This is a genomic window from Methylobacterium sp. XJLW (assembly GCF_003254375.1).
In the GTDB taxonomy this organism is placed as follows: Bacteria; Pseudomonadota; Alphaproteobacteria; order Rhizobiales; family Beijerinckiaceae; genus Methylobacterium; species Methylobacterium fujisawaense.
Window position 1 is genome coordinate 759,204 of sequence record NZ_CP016429.1, and the last position, 18,001, is coordinate 777,204.

At 70.1% G+C, this 18,001-nt stretch carries 16 protein-coding genes; 11 read left to right on the forward strand and 5 right to left on the reverse strand.

Features of this window, described 5'->3' with window-relative positions; translation table 11 throughout:
- Window positions 1-81: 81 nt before the first annotated feature.
- The gene (mgtE, locus tag A3862_RS03440) at window positions 82-1,452 is read right to left on the reverse strand and encodes a magnesium transporter (protein WP_043760365.1); all 1,371 of its coding nucleotides are present in this window, start codon (window positions 1,450-1,452) and stop codon (window positions 82-84) included.
- A 435-nt stretch (window positions 1,453-1,887) separates the two neighbouring features.
- Between mgtE and pqqA (A3862_RS03445) the strand changes: the two genes are divergently transcribed.
- From pqqA (A3862_RS03445) to A3862_RS03455, 3 genes are all read left to right on the forward strand, one after another.
- Entirely contained in the window at window positions 1,888-1,977 is a 90-nt protein-coding gene (gene pqqA / locus A3862_RS03445; protein WP_007559223.1) for a pyrroloquinoline quinone precursor peptide PqqA, read from the forward strand.
- Between the two features lie 80 nt (window positions 1,978-2,057).
- Window positions 2,058-2,147, forward strand: a complete 90-nt coding sequence (pqqA, locus tag A3862_RS03450) for a pyrroloquinoline quinone precursor peptide PqqA (RefSeq protein WP_007559225.1) — start codon at window positions 2,058-2,060, stop codon at window positions 2,145-2,147.
- A 158-nt stretch (window positions 2,148-2,305) separates the two neighbouring features.
- Window positions 2,306-3,259, forward strand: a complete 954-nt coding sequence (locus tag A3862_RS03455) for a class I SAM-dependent methyltransferase (RefSeq protein WP_043760362.1) — start codon at window positions 2,306-2,308, stop codon at window positions 3,257-3,259.
- A gap of 4 nt (window positions 3,260-3,263) precedes the next feature.
- Here A3862_RS03455 and A3862_RS03460 read toward each other — a convergent pair whose 3' ends face one another.
- A complete protein-coding gene (locus A3862_RS03460) occupies window positions 3,264-4,511 on the reverse strand; it encodes a NupC/NupG family nucleoside CNT transporter (protein ID WP_043760361.1) in 1,248 nt (415 codons plus the stop codon).
- 57 nt (window positions 4,512-4,568) lie between these two features.
- Window positions 4,569-5,231 (reverse strand): TetR/AcrR family transcriptional regulator, encoded by a 663-nt coding sequence (locus tag A3862_RS03465; RefSeq protein WP_051044742.1) that lies wholly within the window; start codon window positions 5,229-5,231, stop codon window positions 4,569-4,571.
- Window positions 5,232-5,330: 99 nt separating this feature from the next.
- Here A3862_RS03465 and A3862_RS03470 point away from each other — a divergent pair, with 99 nt between their 5' ends.
- From A3862_RS03470 to A3862_RS03480, 3 genes are read left to right on the forward strand one after another with little or no spacing between them, the layout of a single operon-like run.
- On the forward strand, window positions 5,331-6,176 hold the full coding sequence (locus A3862_RS03470) for an SDR family NAD(P)-dependent oxidoreductase (RefSeq protein ID WP_043760360.1): 846 nt from the start codon (window positions 5,331-5,333) through the stop codon (window positions 6,174-6,176).
- 1 nt (window position 6,177) lies between these two features.
- The gene (locus tag A3862_RS03475; RefSeq protein ID WP_111473204.1) at window positions 6,178-7,080 is read left to right on the forward strand and encodes an alpha/beta hydrolase; all 903 of its coding nucleotides are present in this window, start codon (window positions 6,178-6,180) and stop codon (window positions 7,078-7,080) included.
- Window positions 7,077-8,543 carry a flavin-containing monooxygenase gene (locus A3862_RS03480; protein WP_111473205.1) on the forward strand — a complete coding sequence of 489 codons (1,467 nt, stop codon included), beginning with the start codon at window positions 7,077-7,079 and terminating at the stop codon, window positions 8,541-8,543. The genes A3862_RS03475 and A3862_RS03480 overlap by 4 nt, the downstream gene beginning before the upstream one ends.
- A 78-nt stretch (window positions 8,544-8,621) precedes the next feature.
- Here the strand turns inward: A3862_RS03480 and A3862_RS03485 are convergent, their stop codons facing one another.
- Window positions 8,622-9,275 (reverse strand): protein-L-isoaspartate O-methyltransferase family protein, encoded by a 654-nt coding sequence (locus A3862_RS03485; protein WP_043349657.1) that lies wholly within the window; start codon window positions 9,273-9,275, stop codon window positions 8,622-8,624.
- Window positions 9,276-9,592: 317 nt separating this feature from the next.
- Between A3862_RS03485 and A3862_RS03490 the strand changes: the two genes are divergently transcribed.
- Entirely contained in the window at window positions 9,593-10,867 is a 1,275-nt protein-coding gene (locus tag A3862_RS03490) for a PQQ-dependent sugar dehydrogenase (RefSeq protein WP_193376709.1), read from the forward strand.
- Window positions 10,867-11,457 (forward strand): c-type cytochrome, encoded by a 591-nt coding sequence (locus A3862_RS03495; protein ID WP_111473206.1) that lies wholly within the window; start codon window positions 10,867-10,869, stop codon window positions 11,455-11,457. Before A3862_RS03490 ends, A3862_RS03495 begins: the two co-directional genes overlap by 1 nt.
- Window positions 11,458-11,628: 171 nt before the next feature.
- Here A3862_RS03495 and A3862_RS03500 read toward each other — a convergent pair whose 3' ends face one another.
- A complete protein-coding gene (locus A3862_RS03500; RefSeq protein WP_053611147.1) occupies window positions 11,629-12,399 on the reverse strand; it encodes an MOSC domain-containing protein in 771 nt (256 codons plus the stop codon).
- Window positions 12,400-12,598: 199 nt separating this feature from the next.
- On the opposite strand from A3862_RS03500, the gene clpB reads away from it, so the two are divergent.
- The 3 genes from clpB to A3862_RS03515 all read left to right on the forward strand — a co-directional run bounded on the left by clpB (window position 12,599) and on the right by A3862_RS03515 (window position 17,970).
- Window positions 12,599-15,235, forward strand: a complete 2,637-nt coding sequence (clpB, locus tag A3862_RS03505; protein ID WP_043760357.1) for an ATP-dependent chaperone ClpB — start codon at window positions 12,599-12,601, stop codon at window positions 15,233-15,235.
- Window positions 15,236-15,420: 185 nt separating this feature from the next.
- Window positions 15,421-15,765 (forward strand): hypothetical protein, encoded by a 345-nt coding sequence (locus tag A3862_RS03510; RefSeq protein ID WP_043760356.1) that lies wholly within the window; start codon window positions 15,421-15,423, stop codon window positions 15,763-15,765.
- Between the two features lie 258 nt (window positions 15,766-16,023).
- A complete protein-coding gene (locus A3862_RS03515) occupies window positions 16,024-17,970 on the forward strand; it encodes a DUF4139 domain-containing protein (protein WP_236961723.1) in 1,947 nt (648 codons plus the stop codon).
- The last annotated feature ends 31 nt before the right edge of the window (window positions 17,971-18,001 follow it).

An 18,001-nucleotide genomic window follows, 5' to 3' on the forward strand; every position in this document is an offset into this window, starting at 1 on the left:
GCAACAGGCCCCCTCTCCCGTCCGGGAGAGGGTCGGGGGGAGGGATCGGGTCTTGCCGAGGCTTGCCGGACCGGACGCCCCCTACAGCAGCGTCCCGCGCAGGATCAGCAGGGCCACCGAGAAATAGATGACGAGCCCGGTGACATCGACCAGCGTCGCCACGAACGGCGCCGAGGCGGTGGCCGGATCGAAGCCGATCCGCTGCAGCAGGAAGGGCAGCATCGAGCCGGCGAGCGATCCGAAGGTCACGATCCCGACGAGCGCCGCGCCCACCGTTGCGGCCACCAGCGGCCAGTGCTCGCCGTAATCGTAGAGGCCGAACTTCTGCCACGCGACGATGCGGACGACCGCGATCACCCCGAGGATCGCCCCGAGCACGATCCCGGTGGGCAGTTCCCGCAGGGCCACCCGCCACCAGTCCCGCAGCCGGATCTGGTGCAGGGCCAGCGCCCGTATCAGCAGCGAGGTCGCCTGAGATCCGGAATTGCCCCCCGAACTCATGATCAGCGGGATGAACAGCGTCAGGACGATCGCCTTCTCCAGTTCCCCCTCGAAGCCCTGCATGGCCGAGGCGGTGAGCATCTCCGACAGGAACAGCGCGCACAGCCAGCCGGCGCGCTTCCGGATCATCGTGAAGAAGCCGATATCCATGTAGGGCTCGGGCAGCGCCTCCATGCCGCCGAAGCGCTGCACGTCCTGCGTCTGCTTCTCGATCATCGCGTCGATCATGTCGTCGACCGTGACGATGCCGATCACGTGCCCGACCGCGTCGACCACCGGCAGCGCGAGAAGATCGTATTTCGAGATCAGTCGGGCCGCCTCCTCGCGGCTGGCCGTCGGCGAAACGGCGAGGGGCCGGCGTCCCGGCGCGACGCTGAGGACGTTGTCGCTCGGATCGCCCGAGATCAGCCGCCGCAGGGGCACCGCCTTGGTCAGCGCGCGGGTGCGCGGGTCGAGCACGAAGATCGCGTAGATCGTCTCGCGGGTCTTCTCCACATGGCGGATGTGCTCCAGGGTCTGGCTCACCGTCCAGGTGCCCGGCACGGTGACGAACTCCGTGGTCATCAGAGAGCCCACGGTCTCCTCGCCGTAGGCCGAGAGCCGGTCCACGGCGCCGCGTGTCTCGGCGTCGAGGCGCGCGCGCAGGTCGGAGCGGCCGGGCTCCTCGATCTCGCGGAACACGTCCGTGACCCGGTCGGCCGACATGCCCGACAGGTAGCCGGCCACCCGGTCCCGGGGCAGCATCTCGATGATGTCGGCGGCGCAGTCGAGTTCCGGCTGGTCCAGCACCTCGATCGCCCGCTCCGTCGGCAGACCGAGCAGGATGGCGGCGGCAACCTCCGGAGCCTCGTCGTTCAGCGCTTCGACGATGTCGGGCGCCCGTTCGTCCGAAAGACGTGCGGCCAAGACGGAGGGATCGACTCGCGTGTCGAAGGGCGCGATCTCGTTCATGGCCTCGCCTCGTGGGTTACGAGGCGACGCGTCGCCGGTCATCCTAGATCAGGGCCGTGGCCGGCCGCCGCGTCGATCGCCCCGCGGCCAGGCCTCTCAGCGGCTCAGGCGGGATGACGACACGGGGCCGGGCACGGCAGGCACGATCGGTCGGGCACGTCGCTTCGCTGGTCGCTGCTGGAAAGGGAACGCGGCACCGTCGAAGACGCCGTCGCGCGGGTGCGTCGTGCGCCCGAGCAAGAGGCCCGTCAAGCCGAAACAGCGCCCATCCGCAGCCGATGCCGAACGACGCTCCGTCGGGTGGCCGCGCGGCCACGGACGGGTGGGCCCCGCCGGCCAGCAACCCAGCCTATGAGAAATATAAGTGTTGTGCTCACTTGTATTGCGTCCAAGATATTGCCTATATGGATCTCACCAACAGCGAGGAGAAACGCCATGGCCTGGTCCGCCCCGATCGTGTCCGAGATCTGCGTCGGCATGGAAGTCACCAGCTACGAGTCGGCTGAGATCGATACGTTCAACTAAGTCGCTCACGGTTCGGAGCGCCCGACGCTCCGGCCTTTGCGGCTTCTTCATCCATCGCATCAATTCACTTGGAGGAAATCATGGCTTGGTCCGCCCCCGTCGTGTCTGAGATCTGCGTCGGCATGGAAGTCACCAGCTACGAGTCGGCTGAGATCGACACGTTCAACTGAGACGTCGACATCACGTTCTGGGGCGCCGCTTCATCCGAAGCGGCGCTTTTCTTTTGTGCGCGCATGACATGCTGCGCCTCGGCTTGACCTGCCACACCAAACTGTGCCGCTGAACCGCCACCGGGCCATGTGAGCCTGCAGAGCGAGCGAGGACGGGTTTGGCGGACACTGCGTATTCGGCCGATCAAGCGATCCCACCCTGCCCGATCACCGGTGCCCCCGCCCTGCGCTGCGTCGAGCGCCTGGACGCCGCCTTCCTGACGCTGCTCTGGCACTATTCCGGCCGCGTCGATGTCGGGCCGCTGCTGCGCCCCGCCGGGACGTTCCGGCTCTGGGAATCACCGACCGGGCTGATCTTCTTCGATCCGCCGGTGGCTGGCGATGCGGCCTTCTACCGGGCGTTCTACGGCCGGATCGCCGCGCACGATAAGCTCGCCGGGCCGGAGACGGAGCGCCTGGAGTTCCGCCAGGCCGCCAAGCATGTGCCGTCGGGTGCCCGGGTGCTCGACGTGGGCTGCGGCCACGGCGGTTTCCGCGCCTATGTGCCGGAGGCCACCTATACCGGCCTCGACCCGAATTTTTCCGCCGAGGACCCGACCGGGACGATCCTCGCCGAGACCGTGGAGGCGCACGCGGCGCGCCTCGGTCCGGTCTACGACGTGGCCTGCGCCTTCCAGGTCATCGAGCATGTGGCGGACCCGCTGGGATTCGCCCGGGCGCTGGCGGCCTGCGTCAAGCCGGGCGGCCTGATTCTGATCGGGACGCCGCTCTGGCCCTCGCCCAACACCACGATCCCGAACTTCGTCATCAACGCGCCGCCCCACCATCTCACGTGGTGGACGCCCACCGCTCTGGAGGCGCTGGCCGGCACTTTGGGCTGCACCGCCGAGGCGGTCCATGCCATCGGCATGGACCGGCACGATTCGCTGATTCACTGGATGGCCAAGGTCAGCCCCGTCCGCTGCCGTGACCGCTTCTTCCGGCGGACGTGGTCCTGGGCGCTGGCGCTCGCCTTCGCCTACGGCGTCGGGTCGGTCCTCGACCGCTGCCTGCCGGTGCCGAAACGGACGCGCCCGAACGCGCTGCTGCTCGTGGCGCGGACGGGCACCTGATCCCTCACGCCACGAACAGCCCCGCGATCGCCGCGCTCGTGAGATTCGACAGCGTCCCCGCCAGGATCGCCCGCAGGCCGTACCGGGCGACCTCGGCGCGGCGCTCCGGGACGAGGCTGGAGAAGCTTGCGAGCTGGATCGCGATCGAGGCGAAGTTGGCGAAGCCGCACAGGGCGAAGCAGACGATCGCCTGCGCGCGCGGCTCGAGGGTGCCGGCCTTCAGGACCGGCGACAGGTTGGCGTAGGCCAGGAACTCGTTGAAGGCGAGCTTCTGGCCGATCGCCCCGCCCACCAGGGTCGCCTGCTCCCAGGGCACGCCGAGGAGCCAGGCCAGCGGGGCGAGGGCCCAGCCGAGCACGCCCTCGAACGAGGCGGCGGGATACCCGACCCATCCGCCCAGCATGCCGAAGAGGCCGTCCGCCAGGGCGATCAGCCCGACGAAGGCGATCAGCATGGCCCCTACCGAGACCGCCACTGCGAGCCCCTTCTGGGTCCCGTCGGCCGCCGCCTCGATGATGTTGGCCGCCCGCGTCTCGCCGAACTCGACCCGGGTGGTGGTGATCCGGGTCGACTCCGTCGATGGCATCAGGATCTTGGCGTAGACGAGCCCCCCCGGGATCGCCATCACCGAGGCTGCGAGCAGGTAGGTCATGGGCACGCCGAGGGCCGCGTAGCCCGCCAGGATCGATCCTGCCGTGGACGCGGCGCCGCTCGACATGACGGCGAACAACTCGGCCCCGGTGAGCAGGGCGAGGAACGGGCGCAGCGCGACAGCGATCTCGCTCTGGCCGATGGCGATGGTGATCACCGCCGAGAACGACTCGATGGGTGACGTGCCCAGAATCCGCCGGAGCGCCGCGCCGAGGAGGCGAGCCAGCGCCTGCATCACGCCGAGATGGTAGAGCACGCCGATGAGCGCGGAGACATAGAGGATCTGCGGCAGGACCCGCAGCGCCAGGATGAAGCCCGAGCCGCCGAACAGCTCGAACATCCTCGGCTCGACGAGACCGCCGAACAGGAAGGCGGTGCCGCGATCGCCGTAGGACAGCACGGTCACGACCGCGTCGGCGACAGCCCGCAGCGCGGCCTGCCCGGCGGGAAGAAACAGGACCAGAGCACCGAGCCCCACCTGCAGGGCCAGCCCGGCGAGCACCACGCGGAGACGGATCGCCCGCCGATTGGTCGAGAACAGGATGGCGACGGCGAGCAGCACCAGAAGGCTGAGGCCGGCATGGATCAGGCGGTCGAGCATCGTGTCCTTCGGCTCCGAGCTTGGCCGGAGCGTATGGAAGGTTCAGGCCAGACGCCGTCAATCCGGGCTGTCCGGTGCGAGATAGGGGGCGAACAGGTCGCGGAGCTGCGCGAAGCCCCAGTCCAGATCGGCCTCCGTCAGGGTGGTGCCCCCCTGGAGGCGATGGTTCATCCAGTGGCTGGACACGATCCAGGCATTGTCGATGAGCCGCCCGAGGGCCTCCGGCGCGATCCGCAGCCGTCCCGCCCGCACGGCCGCCTCGAAGACACCGCGGGCCAGCGCCTGGGTCTCGGCCCGCAGGGCATGGATCCGCGGGCGCAGTGCCGGGGCGATGTCCACCATGGCGATCCCGTCGCGGTAGATGCAGCGGTAGCGCCAGATCAGGTCGAACCACGCCCGCTGGTAGCCGAGCAGCGCTTCCGGAGCGGCGGGGTCGGCGGGCATGCGGCCGGCCACCGCCAGGGCCTCCGCCTCGAAGGCGGCGAACACGGCTTCGACCAAGCCGCTCTTGCGCGGAAAGTGATACTGCAGATTGCCCTCGCGGATCCCCGCCGCGGCCGCGATCTCCGCCGTCGTGACACGGCCGAGCCCGCGGGCGTTGAACAGCGCGAGGCTGACTGCCAGGATTCGCGTGCGCGTATCCGGGATCGGCACGGCAGGACCGGCCTCTGGGCTGGCCTCCACATCGAAGTCGAACCTGCGGCCCTCGCCCCGCGGCATGATCCCATCCTCGTCTAGGGTGTTCACCCTAGACAATCAGGCCGGCCGGGCCTATCCCCCTGAAGACCGATCCAGGTCGACGGTACGGGGAGGCGCGGTTTGGCACAGCGGTTCCAATTCGCGGGCGCGGTGGCCCTGATCACCGGCGCGGCGAGCGGTATCGGTGCGGCCCTGGCCGAAGGCCTCGCCGCGAAGGGCTGCAATCTTCTCCTCGTGGACCGGGACGCGACCGGGCTGGCGGCCACTGCCGGCAAGATCCGCGGCGTCTCGGTCGAGACCCGCGTCCTCGATCTCACGGATGCCGAAGGGATCCGCGCGCTGCCGGACTGGGTCGCAGAACGGTCCGGGCATCTCGACATTCTGATCAACAATGCCGGCGTCGCCCTCGGCGGCCGGTTCGACGAGACGCATCTCGACGATTTCGAGTGGCTGCTCGACATCAACCTGCGCGCCGTCGTGCGGATGTGCCACGCCTTCCTGCCGATGCTGCGTGCCCGGCCGGCGGCGCAGATCGTCAACCTGTCGAGCCTGTTCGGGCTGATCGCGCCGCCGGGTCAGGTCGCCTACAGCACCAGCAAGTTCGGCGTGCGCGGCTTCTCGGAGGCCCTGCGGCACGAATATGCCGGCACCGGACTCGGGGTGACGGTGGTCCATCCGGGCGGTGTTGCCACCGCCATCTCGCGCAACGCCCGCGGCCGGCGACCGCCGACCGATCCGGAGGCGGCGAAGCGCGCGTCCGTGGAGGACGAGAAGGCGCGAGAGGCGTTCGGCAAGCTTCTGACCCTGGCGCCCGCCGACGCGGCCGCCGCGATCATCCGCGGCATCGAGGCCCGGGCGCCCCGGATCGTCGTCGGCAAGGACGCCAAGAATGCCGCGCTGATCCAGCGGCTGATGCCTGTGGGCTACTGGAAGACGATCGTGCGTCTGTCCGGAGGGGCGCTCTGAGATGGCGAGCCTGCGTGCGTATCTCGGGGCCTACATGGTCCGAAGCCGGGTCCGGGGGCCTCTGGCACGGGCGCGGGACGTGGCCGCGTTCCGCCGCATCTTCGAGGCGCCGGCCTTCCCGGACCCCAAGGGCGTGACCTACGAGCCGGGCATCGTCGGCGGCGTCAAAGGCGAGTGGATCCGGCCGAAGGCGGGTCCCGGCCGGCGGATGCTCTACATCCATGGCGGCGGCTTCATCGCCTGCTCGCCCCGGACGCACCGTCCCGTCACGGGCGCCCTGGCGAACCGGGGCTTCACGATCTTCGCCCCCGATTACCGCCTCGCCCCCGAGCATCCGTTCCCCGCGGCGGTCGACGACGTGACGGCGGTCTGGGCGGCGTTCAGCGCCGAGGGCGCCGCCTGCGTGGCGGGGGAATCGGCCGGCGGAAACCTCGCCCTCGTGCTGATGGGCGAAGCCCGCGCCAGGGGTCTGCCGATGCCCTGGGCGGCGGCCCTCTTCTCCCCGGCCACGGATTTCGTCTCCGAGGACGGGTCACGGGTTTCCAATGCATGGCGCGATGCCATGTTCGACCCGCAGGCCCTCGCGGCGATCCGGCCGATGTATCTGGGCGGCGCCGATCCGGCCGATCCGCGAATCTCGCCGATCTACGGCGACCCGACCGGCTTCCCGCCGCTGCTGTTCCATGTCGGCGCGCGCGAGGTCCTGCGCGACGATTCCGTCCGCATGGCCGAGCGGGCCCGCGCGGCCGGCGTCGAGACCGAACTCAAGCTCTTCCCGGTCGTGTCCCACGCCTGGCAATTCGCCGCCGGCATGCTGCCGGAGGCGCGGGCCTCCCTCGATGAGGCCGCGGCCTTCCTGAAGGCGCACGCGCCCCACGCCCCCTCCGGGAGCACTCTGCGATGACCGAGACCGCGTCCGAGACCCTGGCCGTCCTGATCGTCGGCGCGGGCTTCTCGGGGCTCGCGATGGCGATCCGGTGCCGGCAGGCGGGCATCGGCCCGCTGCGGGTGATCGAGAAGGCCGACGGCATCGGCGGCACGTGGCACGACAACACCTATCCGGGGGCGGCCTGCGATATCCCCTCGCACCTCTACTCCCTGTCCTTCGCCCCGAAGGCCGACTGGAGCCGGATGTATGCGCCGCAGCCGGAGATCCTGGCCTACCTGAAGGACACGGCCGAGCGGAACGGGCTGATGCCCCTGATCCAGCTGGGCACGACCTTCACCGGGGCCACGTGGGACGCGGCGCGCGCCCTGTGGCACGTGGAGACCGACCGGGGGCCGATCACGGCGCGCGCGATCGTCTCCGGGATGGGCGGGCTGCATCATCCCGCCTATCCCGACATCCCGGGTCGCGAGGCGTTCGCCGGGCCCGCCTTCCACACGGCTGCCTGGGACCATGCCGTGGCGCTCGAGGGCAAGCGCGTCGGGGTGATCGGCACGGGGGCCAGCGCGATCCAGGTGGTGCCGGAGCTCGCCGCCATCGCGTCCCACCTCACCCTGTTCCAGCGCACGCCGCCCTGGATCATGCCGAAGAACGACCACGCCATCGCGGAGGGCACCAAGAGCCGCTACCGGCGCGTGCCGTTCAGCCGGCGGCTCGAACGGGCGCGGCTGTTCTGGCTGCACGAGGTGCGTGCGCTCCTCGGCTTCACCAAGGTCTCGAAGCTCACCGGTCAGGCCGAGGCTCTGGCCCGGCGCCATCTCGCCAAGGCGGTCCCCGACAAGACCCTGAGGGCGAAGCTGACGCCGAGCTACCGGCTCGGCTGCAAGCGGGTGCTGATTTCCGACGACTACTACCCCGCGCTCCAGCGCCCGAACGTCTCCCTGGAGACGGACGGCATCGCCCGGATCACCGAGACCGGCGTGACCACCGAGGCCGGACGGCACCACGACCTCGACGTGATCGTCTACGCCACGGGCTTCGACGTGACCGCGACCTTTGCGCGGATGAAGCTCGTCGGCCGCGGCGGCCGGACTCTGACCGAGGCCTGGGCCGACGGCATGGGCGCCTACCAGGGCATCACGGTCGCGGGGTTTCCCAACTACTTTATGCTGCTCGGGCCCAACACCGGGCTCGGCCACAACTCGGTCGTCTCGATGATCGAGATCCAGGTGCAGCACGTCCTCGACTGTCTCAAAGCCCTGCGTCGCGGGACGAAGACCGTCGAGGTCCGGCCGGAGGCCCAGGCCCGGTTCGTCGACCGGATCCACAGCCGCATGGCCGACAGCATCTGGCAGGCCGGGGGCTGCCGCAGCTGGTACCTCGACGCGAGCGGGCGCAACAACACCCTCTGGCCCGACTCGGTCATGGCATATCGCCGGAGCGCCCGCCGGGCCCGGCTGGGGGATTACAGGCTCGGCTGATCGCGGCCTGCGCGCCCCGTCCCGGATCCGCCCGCTCCGCCCGCGAGGACGGAGGCGGGGGTGGTCCGGCGCGCGGTGTCAGAACGCGAAGCCGGCTTCCGCCGCGAAGGCCTCGAGACCGGGCAGCGACGCGTCGAACAGCGGACGGGCCCCGAACGCGTCGCCGGCACGCACGAAGAGCGTGACCTTGGCGTTGCGGTGCGGGCCGAACACGCAGACCAGGCGGCCGTCATCCTTGAGCTGGTTCAGCAGCGCCTGCGGCCGGACCTCGACGCGGCCGTTGATCAGGATGACGTCGAAGGGCCCCTGCTTGGGCGCGCCGGCGGCGATCGGGCCTTCGATCACCTGTGCGGAGGCGCCGAGCCGGGTGCGCGCCGCCTCGGCGAGGTCGGGCACCGATTCCAGCGCCGTGACCTGCGCGCCGAGCTGCGCCATGACCGCCGCCGCGTAGCCGGTGCCGGTGGCGACGTCGAGGGCGGCGACGCCCGGCCGGATCCGCAGAGCCTGGATCATCCGGGCCACGACCATCGGGGCCGGCATGCAGCGGGTCTCGCCGCCGGCCTCACCGAGGCTCAGGGTCTGGTCGATATACGCGAAGGGCTCGCGGCCCTTCGGCACGAAGTCCTCACGCGGCACGGTGTCGAACGCGTCGAGCACCGTGTTGTCGTTCACGTCGAAGGTCCGCAACTGGCAGTCGACCATCATCCGCCGCGCCTGCGCGTAATCGATCATCGATACGTGTCCTCGAACCGGATCGGAACGCCGCGTCGGCCGGGCTCCGGCGGACGGCCGGCAGCCCCGGCCAAGCCTAAGCTTCCCGGACGGGGGGCGTTTTCGGAGATCATTGCCCAAAACGCAAGGTGAGCCGACACGGCAGCCGACGTCGGTCGCGGAGGACACGGCAGCGCGCGTAATCCCGGGCCGCGTTACGGCGGCCGCGGAGTGTCGCCTCGGCGCCCCCAATCCCGGTCGCGCTCTCCAGCCGACCGTTGAATAAAGAGTGCAGAGCGAGCGGGCGGTCCGTGAGACCGTCCCCACCGGGAGACACCATGACGCCGATCCGCCAGCCGATCCTGATCCGCAGCCTCACCGCGGCCCTCGCCGGCCTGAGTTTCGGCCTGATGGACCACGGCCGCGCCGCGGCGCAGGAGACGGCCGCCACCGCGGCCCCGCCGCCCAGCGTCCAGGTCGACCGCGGTTCGGCGCTGTACGGCCGCCCCGAGGGCGGCGCCGCAGCCAAGCTCGCGCCGGTGGCGGGGCCGCCATTGGCGGCCGCGGCCGCCAAGCTGCCGCTCGACAAGCTGAAGGTGCCGGAGGGCTTCAAGATCGAGGTCTATGCCAGCGGCCTCGCCAATGCCCGTGAGATGACCCAGGCGCCGGACGGCACGCTGTACGTGGGCACCCGGACGGTGGGGAAGGTCTACGCGGTGCTTCCGAAGGCGGATGGGGACGGCAAGCGCGAGGTGAAGACCATCGCGTCGGGCCTGCATCGGCCGAACGGCGTCGCCTACCACGACGGCGCGCTGTACGTCGCCGAGCTCTCGAAGATCTGGCGCTACGACGACATCGCGAACCACCTCGACGGCGCGGCGAAGCCGACCCTGGTCTATGACGACCTGCCGAAGGACGAGGCCCATGGCTGGAAGTTCATCGCCATCGGCCCGGACAACAAGCTCTACGTGCCGGTCGGTGCCCCGGGCAACATCGTGATGCCGCCGGACACCCACGCGCAGATCCGGCGCATGGACCTCGACGGCAAGAACGCCGAGGTGATCGCCCGCGGCGTGCGCAACACCGTCGGGTTCGACTGGAACCCAAAGACCAAGCAGCTCTGGTTCACCGACAACGGCCGCGACTGGGTCTCGGAGGACATCCCGAACGACGAGCTGAACGTGCTCACGGAGCCGGGCAAGCAGCATTTCGGCTATCCGTACTGCCACCAGGGCACCTTCACGGATCCGGAATACGGCTGGGGTCATTCCTGCTCGGAATTCACCGCGCCGGCGGCGCTCCTCGGCCCGCACACGGCTTCCCTCGGCCTGCGGTTCTACACCGGCACGCAGTTCCCGGAGGCCTACCGGGACGCGATGTTCGTCGCCCGGCACGGCTCGTGGAACCGCACCGCCAAGCTCGGTGGCGACGTGGTCGTGGCCAAGCCCGGACCGGACGGCAAGACCGCAGCAACGGAGCCGTTCCTGACCGGCTTCCTCCAGGACAACAAGTATGTCGGCCGCCCGGTGGACGTGCTGGTCGCCAAGGACGGATCGCTGCTCGTGTCCGACGACTACAACGGCGCGATCTACCGCGTCAGCTACGGCCGGTGATGCGCCGCCACCTCCGGTCGATCTGCGGGCTGGCCCCTGCCCTCGGCGGGCTGCTCTCGGCGGGTGCGGCGCTTGCCGCCCCGGACGCGGCGCTGCAGGAGCGCCTCGCCCCCTGTATCGGCTGCCACGGTGCGGGCATGTCTGCGACGGAGGGCGTGCCCTCGCTCGGGGGGCAGCTTCCGGACTACGTGGTGACGCAGCTCTTCCAGTTCCGGGAGAAGCAGCGGGAGGCGCCGCCGATGAACGAGGTGGCTGCCGGATTCTCCGACGACGACCTGCGCAGCTACGCCGACGCGGTGGCGACGCTGCCGCCGCCCGCCTGGTCCGGTCCGCCGGCCGATGCGGCTCTGACGGCACGGGCCCAGGCACTGGTCGCCAAGCACCAGTGCAATTCCTGCCATGGACCGGATCTCGCGGGTCGGGACGCGATCCCGCGGATCCGGGCACAGCGCGAGGACTACCTCGCCAAGGCGCTCGCCGGCTACAAGTCGAACGCCCGGCCCGGCTACGATCCCGCCATGAACGAGGCGGCGCAGGGCCTGAGCGAGGCCGACATCAAGGATCTGGCGGCCTACGTGTCGCGGCTCTGAGGGCGGGCTCGGGCGCTTCCCCGCCTCCTCTCATCCTGAGGTGAGCGCGAAGCGGGCCTCCAAGGCGTAATCCAGGGATCGCGCGGCCGGCTGAAGCCCCAATCCGAGGCTTGCGCCGCGCTCCGGCCCCTCAGGATGACGGGGGCTTATGGGACCGCTCTTCCGGTCCCGTCACCGCACGACCCGCAGTGAGTCGCCCTTCGCCAGCGCCCCGCCGGCGATCACCTCCGCGTAGACGCCGAGGTCGCGGTGGCCGAGGCGGGCGTCGAGCGTCCAGGGGATGTCGCAGTCGCGGATGCCGCTGGTCGGCTCGACGTTTGTCGCCGCGCACCGCACCGTCCGTTTGGTGATCTTGAGCCGCAGCCCGCTCGGCGCTTCGACCACCTGCCCGACCATCTCCAGTTCGGCGAAGGGGTCGAGCCCCTCGACGAGCAGGTTGCCGCGGAAGCGCAGCGGGTCCACGGGCACGCCGAGATAATCCTCCACCGCCGCCACGCTCGCACGGTTGATGAGCGACACGTAGCCGGTTGGGGAATCCGTGAACCGGTATTGCGGCGGGGCGGCGAGCACCTTCGGTTCGCCCCGCAGGCTCCCGGGAATGAACCGCCGCATCAGATCCGCAAGCCCCTCTCGGCCGGCCTCGGTGTCGAGGTTGAAGGCCTGCGGCTCGCCATGGCCCTCGACGGTGAGAGTCGCCGTAGCATCCTCGTAGCGGGTGCGCAGGCGGGCGAGCGCCTCGTCACGCATGAGCATCAGGTACTTCGTCTTCGGCTGATGGCGGGGCGCCACCGCGTTGAAGCCCGAGGGCCCGTTCTCGATGGCGTAGAGCCGGTCGCCCGGGAAGAAGCCGCTGGTCTCGAGGTCCGCCCGCTCGACGGGTTCGGGACTCAAGCCCTTCACCGGATAGCGGTAGAGAGCGCTGACATGAATCAATGCGGTCATGCGCGAAGCGTGGCCCTGAAATGATCCGTCACGCAAGAGCCTCATCGCCCCTTGTGGTGCCCAATTGCAACACCACATCGGGATCACCGGCGGCCGCCAATGGCGCCGGGGCCCTCGCGCGGCGGATAGCCGGAGGGCGACGTTTCGGTGGCGCCGCGCCTCTCATCGGGCGGCGGATGCCGGTACGGGAGGGTTGTGCATGAACTTCGAAAAGTACACCGAGCGCGCCCGCGGCTTCGTGCAGGCGGCTCAGAACCTCGCGATGCGCGAGGGACATCCCCAGCTTCAGCCGGGTCACCTGCTCAAGGTGCTGCTCGACGATCCGGAAGGCCTCTGCGCCGGCCTGATCGACCGCGCGGGCGGGCAGTCGCGGGTGGCGCTGGCTCAGACCGAGCAGTGGCTCGCCAAGCAGCCGAAGGTCTCCGGCAACGCGGCCGCCCCGCAGGCGACGCGCGAGCTGATGCGCCTGTTCGACACCGCCGAGAAGGCCGCCGAGAAGGCGGGCGATTCCTACGTCACGGTGGAGCGGCTGCTCCTCGCCCTGGCGGTAGAGAAGGATTCCGAGGCCGGCCGCGCGCTCCAGGCGGCGGGTGTGACCCCCGCCTCGCTGAATGCGGCGATCAACGCCCTGCGCAAGGGCCGCACCGCCGACAACGCCTCGGCCGAGAACGCCTACGACGCCCTGAAGAAGTACGCCCGCGACCTCACCGAGGCCGCCCGGGACGGCAAGCTCGACCCGGTGATCGGCCGCGACGAGGAGATCCGGCGGACCATCCAGGTCCTGTCACGGCGCACCAAGAACAATCCGGTGCTGATCGGTGAGCCCGGCGTCGGCAAGACCGCCATCGTTGAGGGTCTGGCCCTGCGCATCGTCGACGGCGACGTGCCGGAGAGTCTCCGGGACAAGAGCCTGCTCGCCCTCGACATGGGCGCGCTGATCGCCGGCGCGAAGTACCGGGGCGAGTTCGAGGAGCGGCTGAAGGGCGTGCTCTCCGAGGTCACCGCGGCAGAGGGCAGCATCATCCTGTTCATCGACGAGATGCACACGCTGGTCGGCGCCGGGAAGGCGGACGGGGCGATGGACGCCTCGAACCTGCTGAAGCCGGCGCTGGCCCGCGGCGAGCTGCACTGCGTCGGCGCGACCACGCTCGACGAGTACCGCAAGCACGTCGAGAAGGATGCGGCGCTCGCCCGGCGATTCCAGCCGGTCTTCGTGTCGGAGCCGACCGTGGAGGACACGGTCTCGATCCTGCGCGGCCTGAAGGAGAAGTACGAGCAGCACCACGGCGTGCGCATCCAGGATTCGGCCCTGGTGGCGGCGGCGACCCTCTCGAACCGCTACATCACCGACCGGTTCCTGCCCGACAAGGCCATCGACCTCATGGACGAGGCCGGCTCGCGCCTGCGCATGCAGGTCGATTCGAAGCCCGAGGAGCTCGACAACATCGACCGGGAGATCGTCCGGCTGAAGATCGAGGCCGAGGCGCTCAAGAAGGAGACCGATTCCGCCTCCCGCGACCGGCTGGTCCGGCTGGAGAAGGAACTCGGCGACTTGGAGGAGCGCTCGGCGGCGATCACCGCCCGCTGGAAGGCCGAGAAGGACAAGCTCGGCACCGCGGCCACCTTGAAAAAGAAGCTCGACGAGGCGCGCAACGAGCTCGCCGCGGCGCAGCGCCAGGGTCAGTATCAGCGCGCGGGCGAGCTCGCCTACGGGGTCATCCCGGGCCTGGAGAAGCAGCTCGCCGAGATCGAGGCCAAGGCCGATGCCAAGTCGGAGAACGGCCGCGACGCGATGATGGAGGAGGCCGTCACCCCCGCCCACATCGCCGGGGTCGTCTCCCGCTGGACCGGCGTGCCGGTGGACAAGATGCTGGAGGGCGAGCGCGAGAAGCTGCTGGCCATGGAGGAGGCGCTCGCCAAACGCGTCGTCGGCCAGCGCGAGGCGGTGGAGGCGGTCTCGACCGCGGTCCGGCGCGCCCGCGCCGGGCTTCAGGATCCGAACCGGCCAATCGGCTCGTTCATGTTCCTCGGCCCCACGGGCGTCGGCAAGACCGAGCTGACCAAGGCGCTCGCCGGCTTCCTGTTCGACGACGACACGGCGCTCGTGCGCATCGACATGTCGGAGTACATGGAGAAGCACGCGGTCGCCCGGCTGATCGGGGCGCCTCCCGGCTATGTCGGCTACGAGGAGGGCGGTGCGCTGACCGAAGCCGTGCGGCGTCGGCCCTATCAGGTCGTGCTGTTCGACGAGGTCGAGAAGGCGCATCCGGACGTGTTCAACGTCCTGCTGCAGGTTCTCGACGACGGGCGGCTCACCGACGGCCAGGGGCGGACGGTGGATTTCCGCAACACGCTGCTGATCATGACCTCGAATCTCGGGTCCGAGTATCTGGTGAACCAGCCTGCGGGCGAGGACACCGACGCGGTCCGCGACGAGGTGATGGGCGTGGTGCGGGGCCACTTCCGGCCGGAATTCCTGAACCGGGTCGACGAGATCATCCTGTTCCACCGCCTGGCGCGGTCGGAGATGGGGGCGATCGTCGAGATCCAGCTCGGGCGGCTGCAGAAGTTGCTGGACGAGCGCAAGATCACCCTGGACGTCGACGAGGAGGCCAAGACCTGGCTCGCCGACAAGGGCTACGACCCGGCCTACGGGGCGCGGCCGCTCAAGCGGGTGATCCAGAAGAATGTCCAGGATCCGCTGGCCGAGCTGGTGCTCTCGGGCAAGATCCATGACGGCGAGAAAGTGCCGGTTCGCCTGGGCGCGCTGGGCCTGATGATCGGCGACGTCACGGTCGGAGCCGAGCGGCGGCCGGTCAACGCGACGCTGAACTGATCCTGAGACAGACGATCGGGCGGCGCGCCCACACAGGGTGCGCCGCCTTTTCCGTCTCGGCTTCGTTCCACTGGCCCTCGCGACGCGATCGCGATCCCGAGTGACGACGCGTGCCGTATCGGCCGCCAGCGTCACGATGAGCTAGTTGCCTGGACAGCGTGGACGGGCCTGGGGATCCTGGCGGCATGCGTCGCGCCCACGCCGCCCTGATTCTCGCCGAACCCCGCTTCGCTGCGGCGGACCATCACCCGCCGCCCGTCGCGGCTGCCCTCGCCAGGGCCAAGGCCTCCTGCGGATCCGAGGCGGCAACGCACGAGCCCGATGTCATCACGCGGCGGGCCGTCAACGGCAGCGCTATGGCCGACGTCGTCCTGCGTTTGAGTGCCGTTCCGTGCGGTGATGACGCCGCGTCCGACGGCGGCACCGCAAGCTGCGAGATGCGGGTCTCCGCATCGAAGAAAGACGAGTTCGTCGAGGCCTTCGATCCGATCGCCTTCTGGAGCGGGAGCACAGACAGCCGGATACGCTAGCGTGCAGCCGCGGGCCGCAGCATGTCGACGAGGCACTGCGCATTCGTTCAGCGGCATCCGTGCCGCATGGGGGCGTGCTCCGGTCCGGACAGCAGGCGAGCTCCGACCGCGATCGGTTTGCGGCCGCGAGCGTCACGCAGCCTTTGCCGGACGGCGCACGGTCGGCCGGATTGGCCTCGTGCTCGGCGGCGTGCCCCCTGACGGGAGACAGGCGAATTGATCCCATCGCATCTGATCTTAGCCGGAGCCCTGTTGTCCATGATCGCAGCCGCGCCGCCCCTGATGGCAGCCCCCGACGGCATCCGCGCCGTCACCCTTTCGAGCGGCGGCCTTGCCGAAGTGACCCTGGTTCATCCGGTCGACGGCGATACGACGATCGGGCTCAACGTCAGGCCAGAGCAGATCGACGACATCCTCAAGAGCCTCGTCGTGCGTGATCCGCTCGGCACCGTCGGTGCCCTGCGTCTGGACGGGGTGGATCAGGTCGACGAGACGCTGCGGACGATGCCGTTCACCGCGGACGATCTGTCCGCGCCGGCGCGCCTCGTGGGGAAGCTGCAGGGCATTCCAGTCAAGATCCAGAGCGCCGGGCGCACGCTCGAAGGCCGGGTGCTCGGCGTATCCGAGCGCAATGCCGGAACCGAGGCGGGCGAGGTCGCGATCCTGACCGTGCTGACCGGGTCGGGCACGCTCGAATCCGTGCCGATCGAGGACGGCGCGACCGTGACGATCCAGGATCCGGTCATGGCGGCCAGGATCGCCGCGGCCGTCGACGCGGCCGGCAAGGCCAAGGTCGGCGATGCCCACCGGGTCGAGATCGATGTCGCGGGACGCGGCCGGCGCGAGGTCCGGTTGACCTACGTCGTCGCCGCGCCCGTCTGGAAGACGAGCTATCGCATCGTCGACGGCGGCGAAGGCCGGGCGAATCTGCAGGCCTGGGCGGTCCTCGAGAATGCCCTCGGCGCGGACTGGAAGGGCGTCGACGTCACCCTGTCGTCCGGATCGCCGGTGGCGCTGCTCCAGCGCCTGCACCGGCGTTACTGGCGCACGAGACCGGAGGCGCCGGTGATGGTCGACGATGTCGGCATGCCCGATCTCGACCAGGGCACGGTCGCCCCGAAGACGCTGTCCCGTCTGCGTGCCCCCGCGGCGCCCGCTGCCGCTGTGCCCCTTCCGGCTCCGATGGCGCGCCTCGACGCGCGCCTGGACGCTGCGGAATCCGGCTACGAGGCGGCGGCCGCGACGGCGAGTGCCGGGGCCAGCGAGGGAGATGTGTCGGCCAACTTCACGCTGCCGCATCCGGTCGATCTCCGCGCCGGCGGCACGCTGTCCGTGGCGTTCATCGATACCGAGATCGAGGCCGAGCGGATCGCCCTCTGGAAACCGGGTCAGGGGATCCATCCGATCGCGGCCCTCAGGATCCGCAACGGCACCGCCGCGATGCTGCCCGCCGGTCTCATCACCCTCTACGACCGCAAGGCCGGCTACCTCGGGGATGCGCGCCTGCCCGCGACCCCCGTCGGCGAGCAGCGGCTGGCCAGCTTCGCCGTCGACCGGAAGGTCGCCGTCCAGGCGGAGACGAAGCCGAGCGAGGCCTTGACCAAGATCACGGTGGTCGACGGCGTGGCGCGCGCGACGATGATTGCCCGTGAGGTCACCACCTACACGATCAAGGGTGCGCCGGACGCCGCCCGGGCCGTCATCATCGAGCATCCCCGACGCGATGGCTGGACCTTCACGTCCTCCGCCCGCGACAGCGAAACCCCCACGGCCTATCGTCTCAAGGTCGCGGTTCCCGCCGGCGGGTCGGCAGAGACCCAGGCCGTGTTCGAACGCGTTCAGATCGATGCCTACGATCTCGTCGATGCCGATGAGGCGCTGCTGGTCCGCTGGGCCTCCCTCGCCGCCGAACCGGCCCTCGGCGGCAAGCTCAGGACCCTGTCGCAGGTCCGCGCGGAGGTTGCCGCGGCGACGCGCACCGTCGAGGAGATCGGCGAGCGCGCGGCGAAGGTGCAGGCCGAGCAGGAGCGCATCCGCAGCAATCTCGGCGCCGTCCCCAAGGACAGCGAACTGGCGCGGCGCTATCTCGCCCGTATGGGCGCCCAGGAAGACGAACTGGCGAAGCTGGCCGCCGACCGGGCCGGGGCCGAGAGCGAGCTGAAGGCCGCACAGGCGCGGATCCGGACGCTGATCGCGGCGCTCTGACCGCCCGTCCCGGATCCGTTCGCGGTCCGGG

What these genes read in the sequence shown, in the direction of transcription:
- mgtE (WP_043760365.1), bottom strand. Translation starts at nt 1,452, where the DNA reads ATGAACGAGATCGCGCCCTTCGACACGCGAGTCGATCCCTCCGTCTTG.
- pqqA (WP_007559223.1), top strand. Translation starts at nt 1,888, where the DNA reads ATGGCCTGGTCCGCCCCGATCGTGTCCGAGATCTGCGTCGGCATGGAA.
- pqqA (WP_007559225.1), top strand. Translation starts at nt 2,058, where the DNA reads ATGGCTTGGTCCGCCCCCGTCGTGTCTGAGATCTGCGTCGGCATGGAA.
- A3862_RS03460 (WP_043760361.1), bottom strand. Translation starts at nt 4,511, where the DNA reads ATGCTCGACCGCCTGATCCATGCCGGCCTCAGCCTTCTGGTGCTGCTC.
- A3862_RS03465 (WP_051044742.1), bottom strand. Translation starts at nt 5,231, where the DNA reads ATGCCGCGGGGCGAGGGCCGCAGGTTCGACTTCGATGTGGAGGCCAGC.
- A3862_RS03475 (WP_111473204.1), top strand. Translation starts at nt 6,178, where the DNA reads ATGGCGAGCCTGCGTGCGTATCTCGGGGCCTACATGGTCCGAAGCCGG.
- A3862_RS03480 (WP_111473205.1), top strand. Translation starts at nt 7,077, where the DNA reads ATGACCGAGACCGCGTCCGAGACCCTGGCCGTCCTGATCGTCGGCGCG.
- A3862_RS03485 (WP_043349657.1), bottom strand. Translation starts at nt 9,275, where the DNA reads ATGATCGATTACGCGCAGGCGCGGCGGATGATGGTCGACTGCCAGTTG.
- A3862_RS03490 (WP_193376709.1), top strand. Translation starts at nt 9,593, where the DNA reads ATGACGCCGATCCGCCAGCCGATCCTGATCCGCAGCCTCACCGCGGCC.
- A3862_RS03495 (WP_111473206.1), top strand. Translation starts at nt 10,867, where the DNA reads ATGCGCCGCCACCTCCGGTCGATCTGCGGGCTGGCCCCTGCCCTCGGC.
- A3862_RS03500 (WP_053611147.1), bottom strand. Translation starts at nt 12,399, where the DNA reads ATGACCGCATTGATTCATGTCAGCGCTCTCTACCGCTATCCGGTGAAG.
- clpB (WP_043760357.1), top strand. Translation starts at nt 12,599, where the DNA reads ATGAACTTCGAAAAGTACACCGAGCGCGCCCGCGGCTTCGTGCAGGCG.
- A3862_RS03510 (WP_043760356.1), top strand. Translation starts at nt 15,421, where the DNA reads ATGCGTCGCGCCCACGCCGCCCTGATTCTCGCCGAACCCCGCTTCGCT.
- A3862_RS03515 (WP_236961723.1), top strand. Translation starts at nt 16,024, where the DNA reads ATGATCGCAGCCGCGCCGCCCCTGATGGCAGCCCCCGACGGCATCCGC.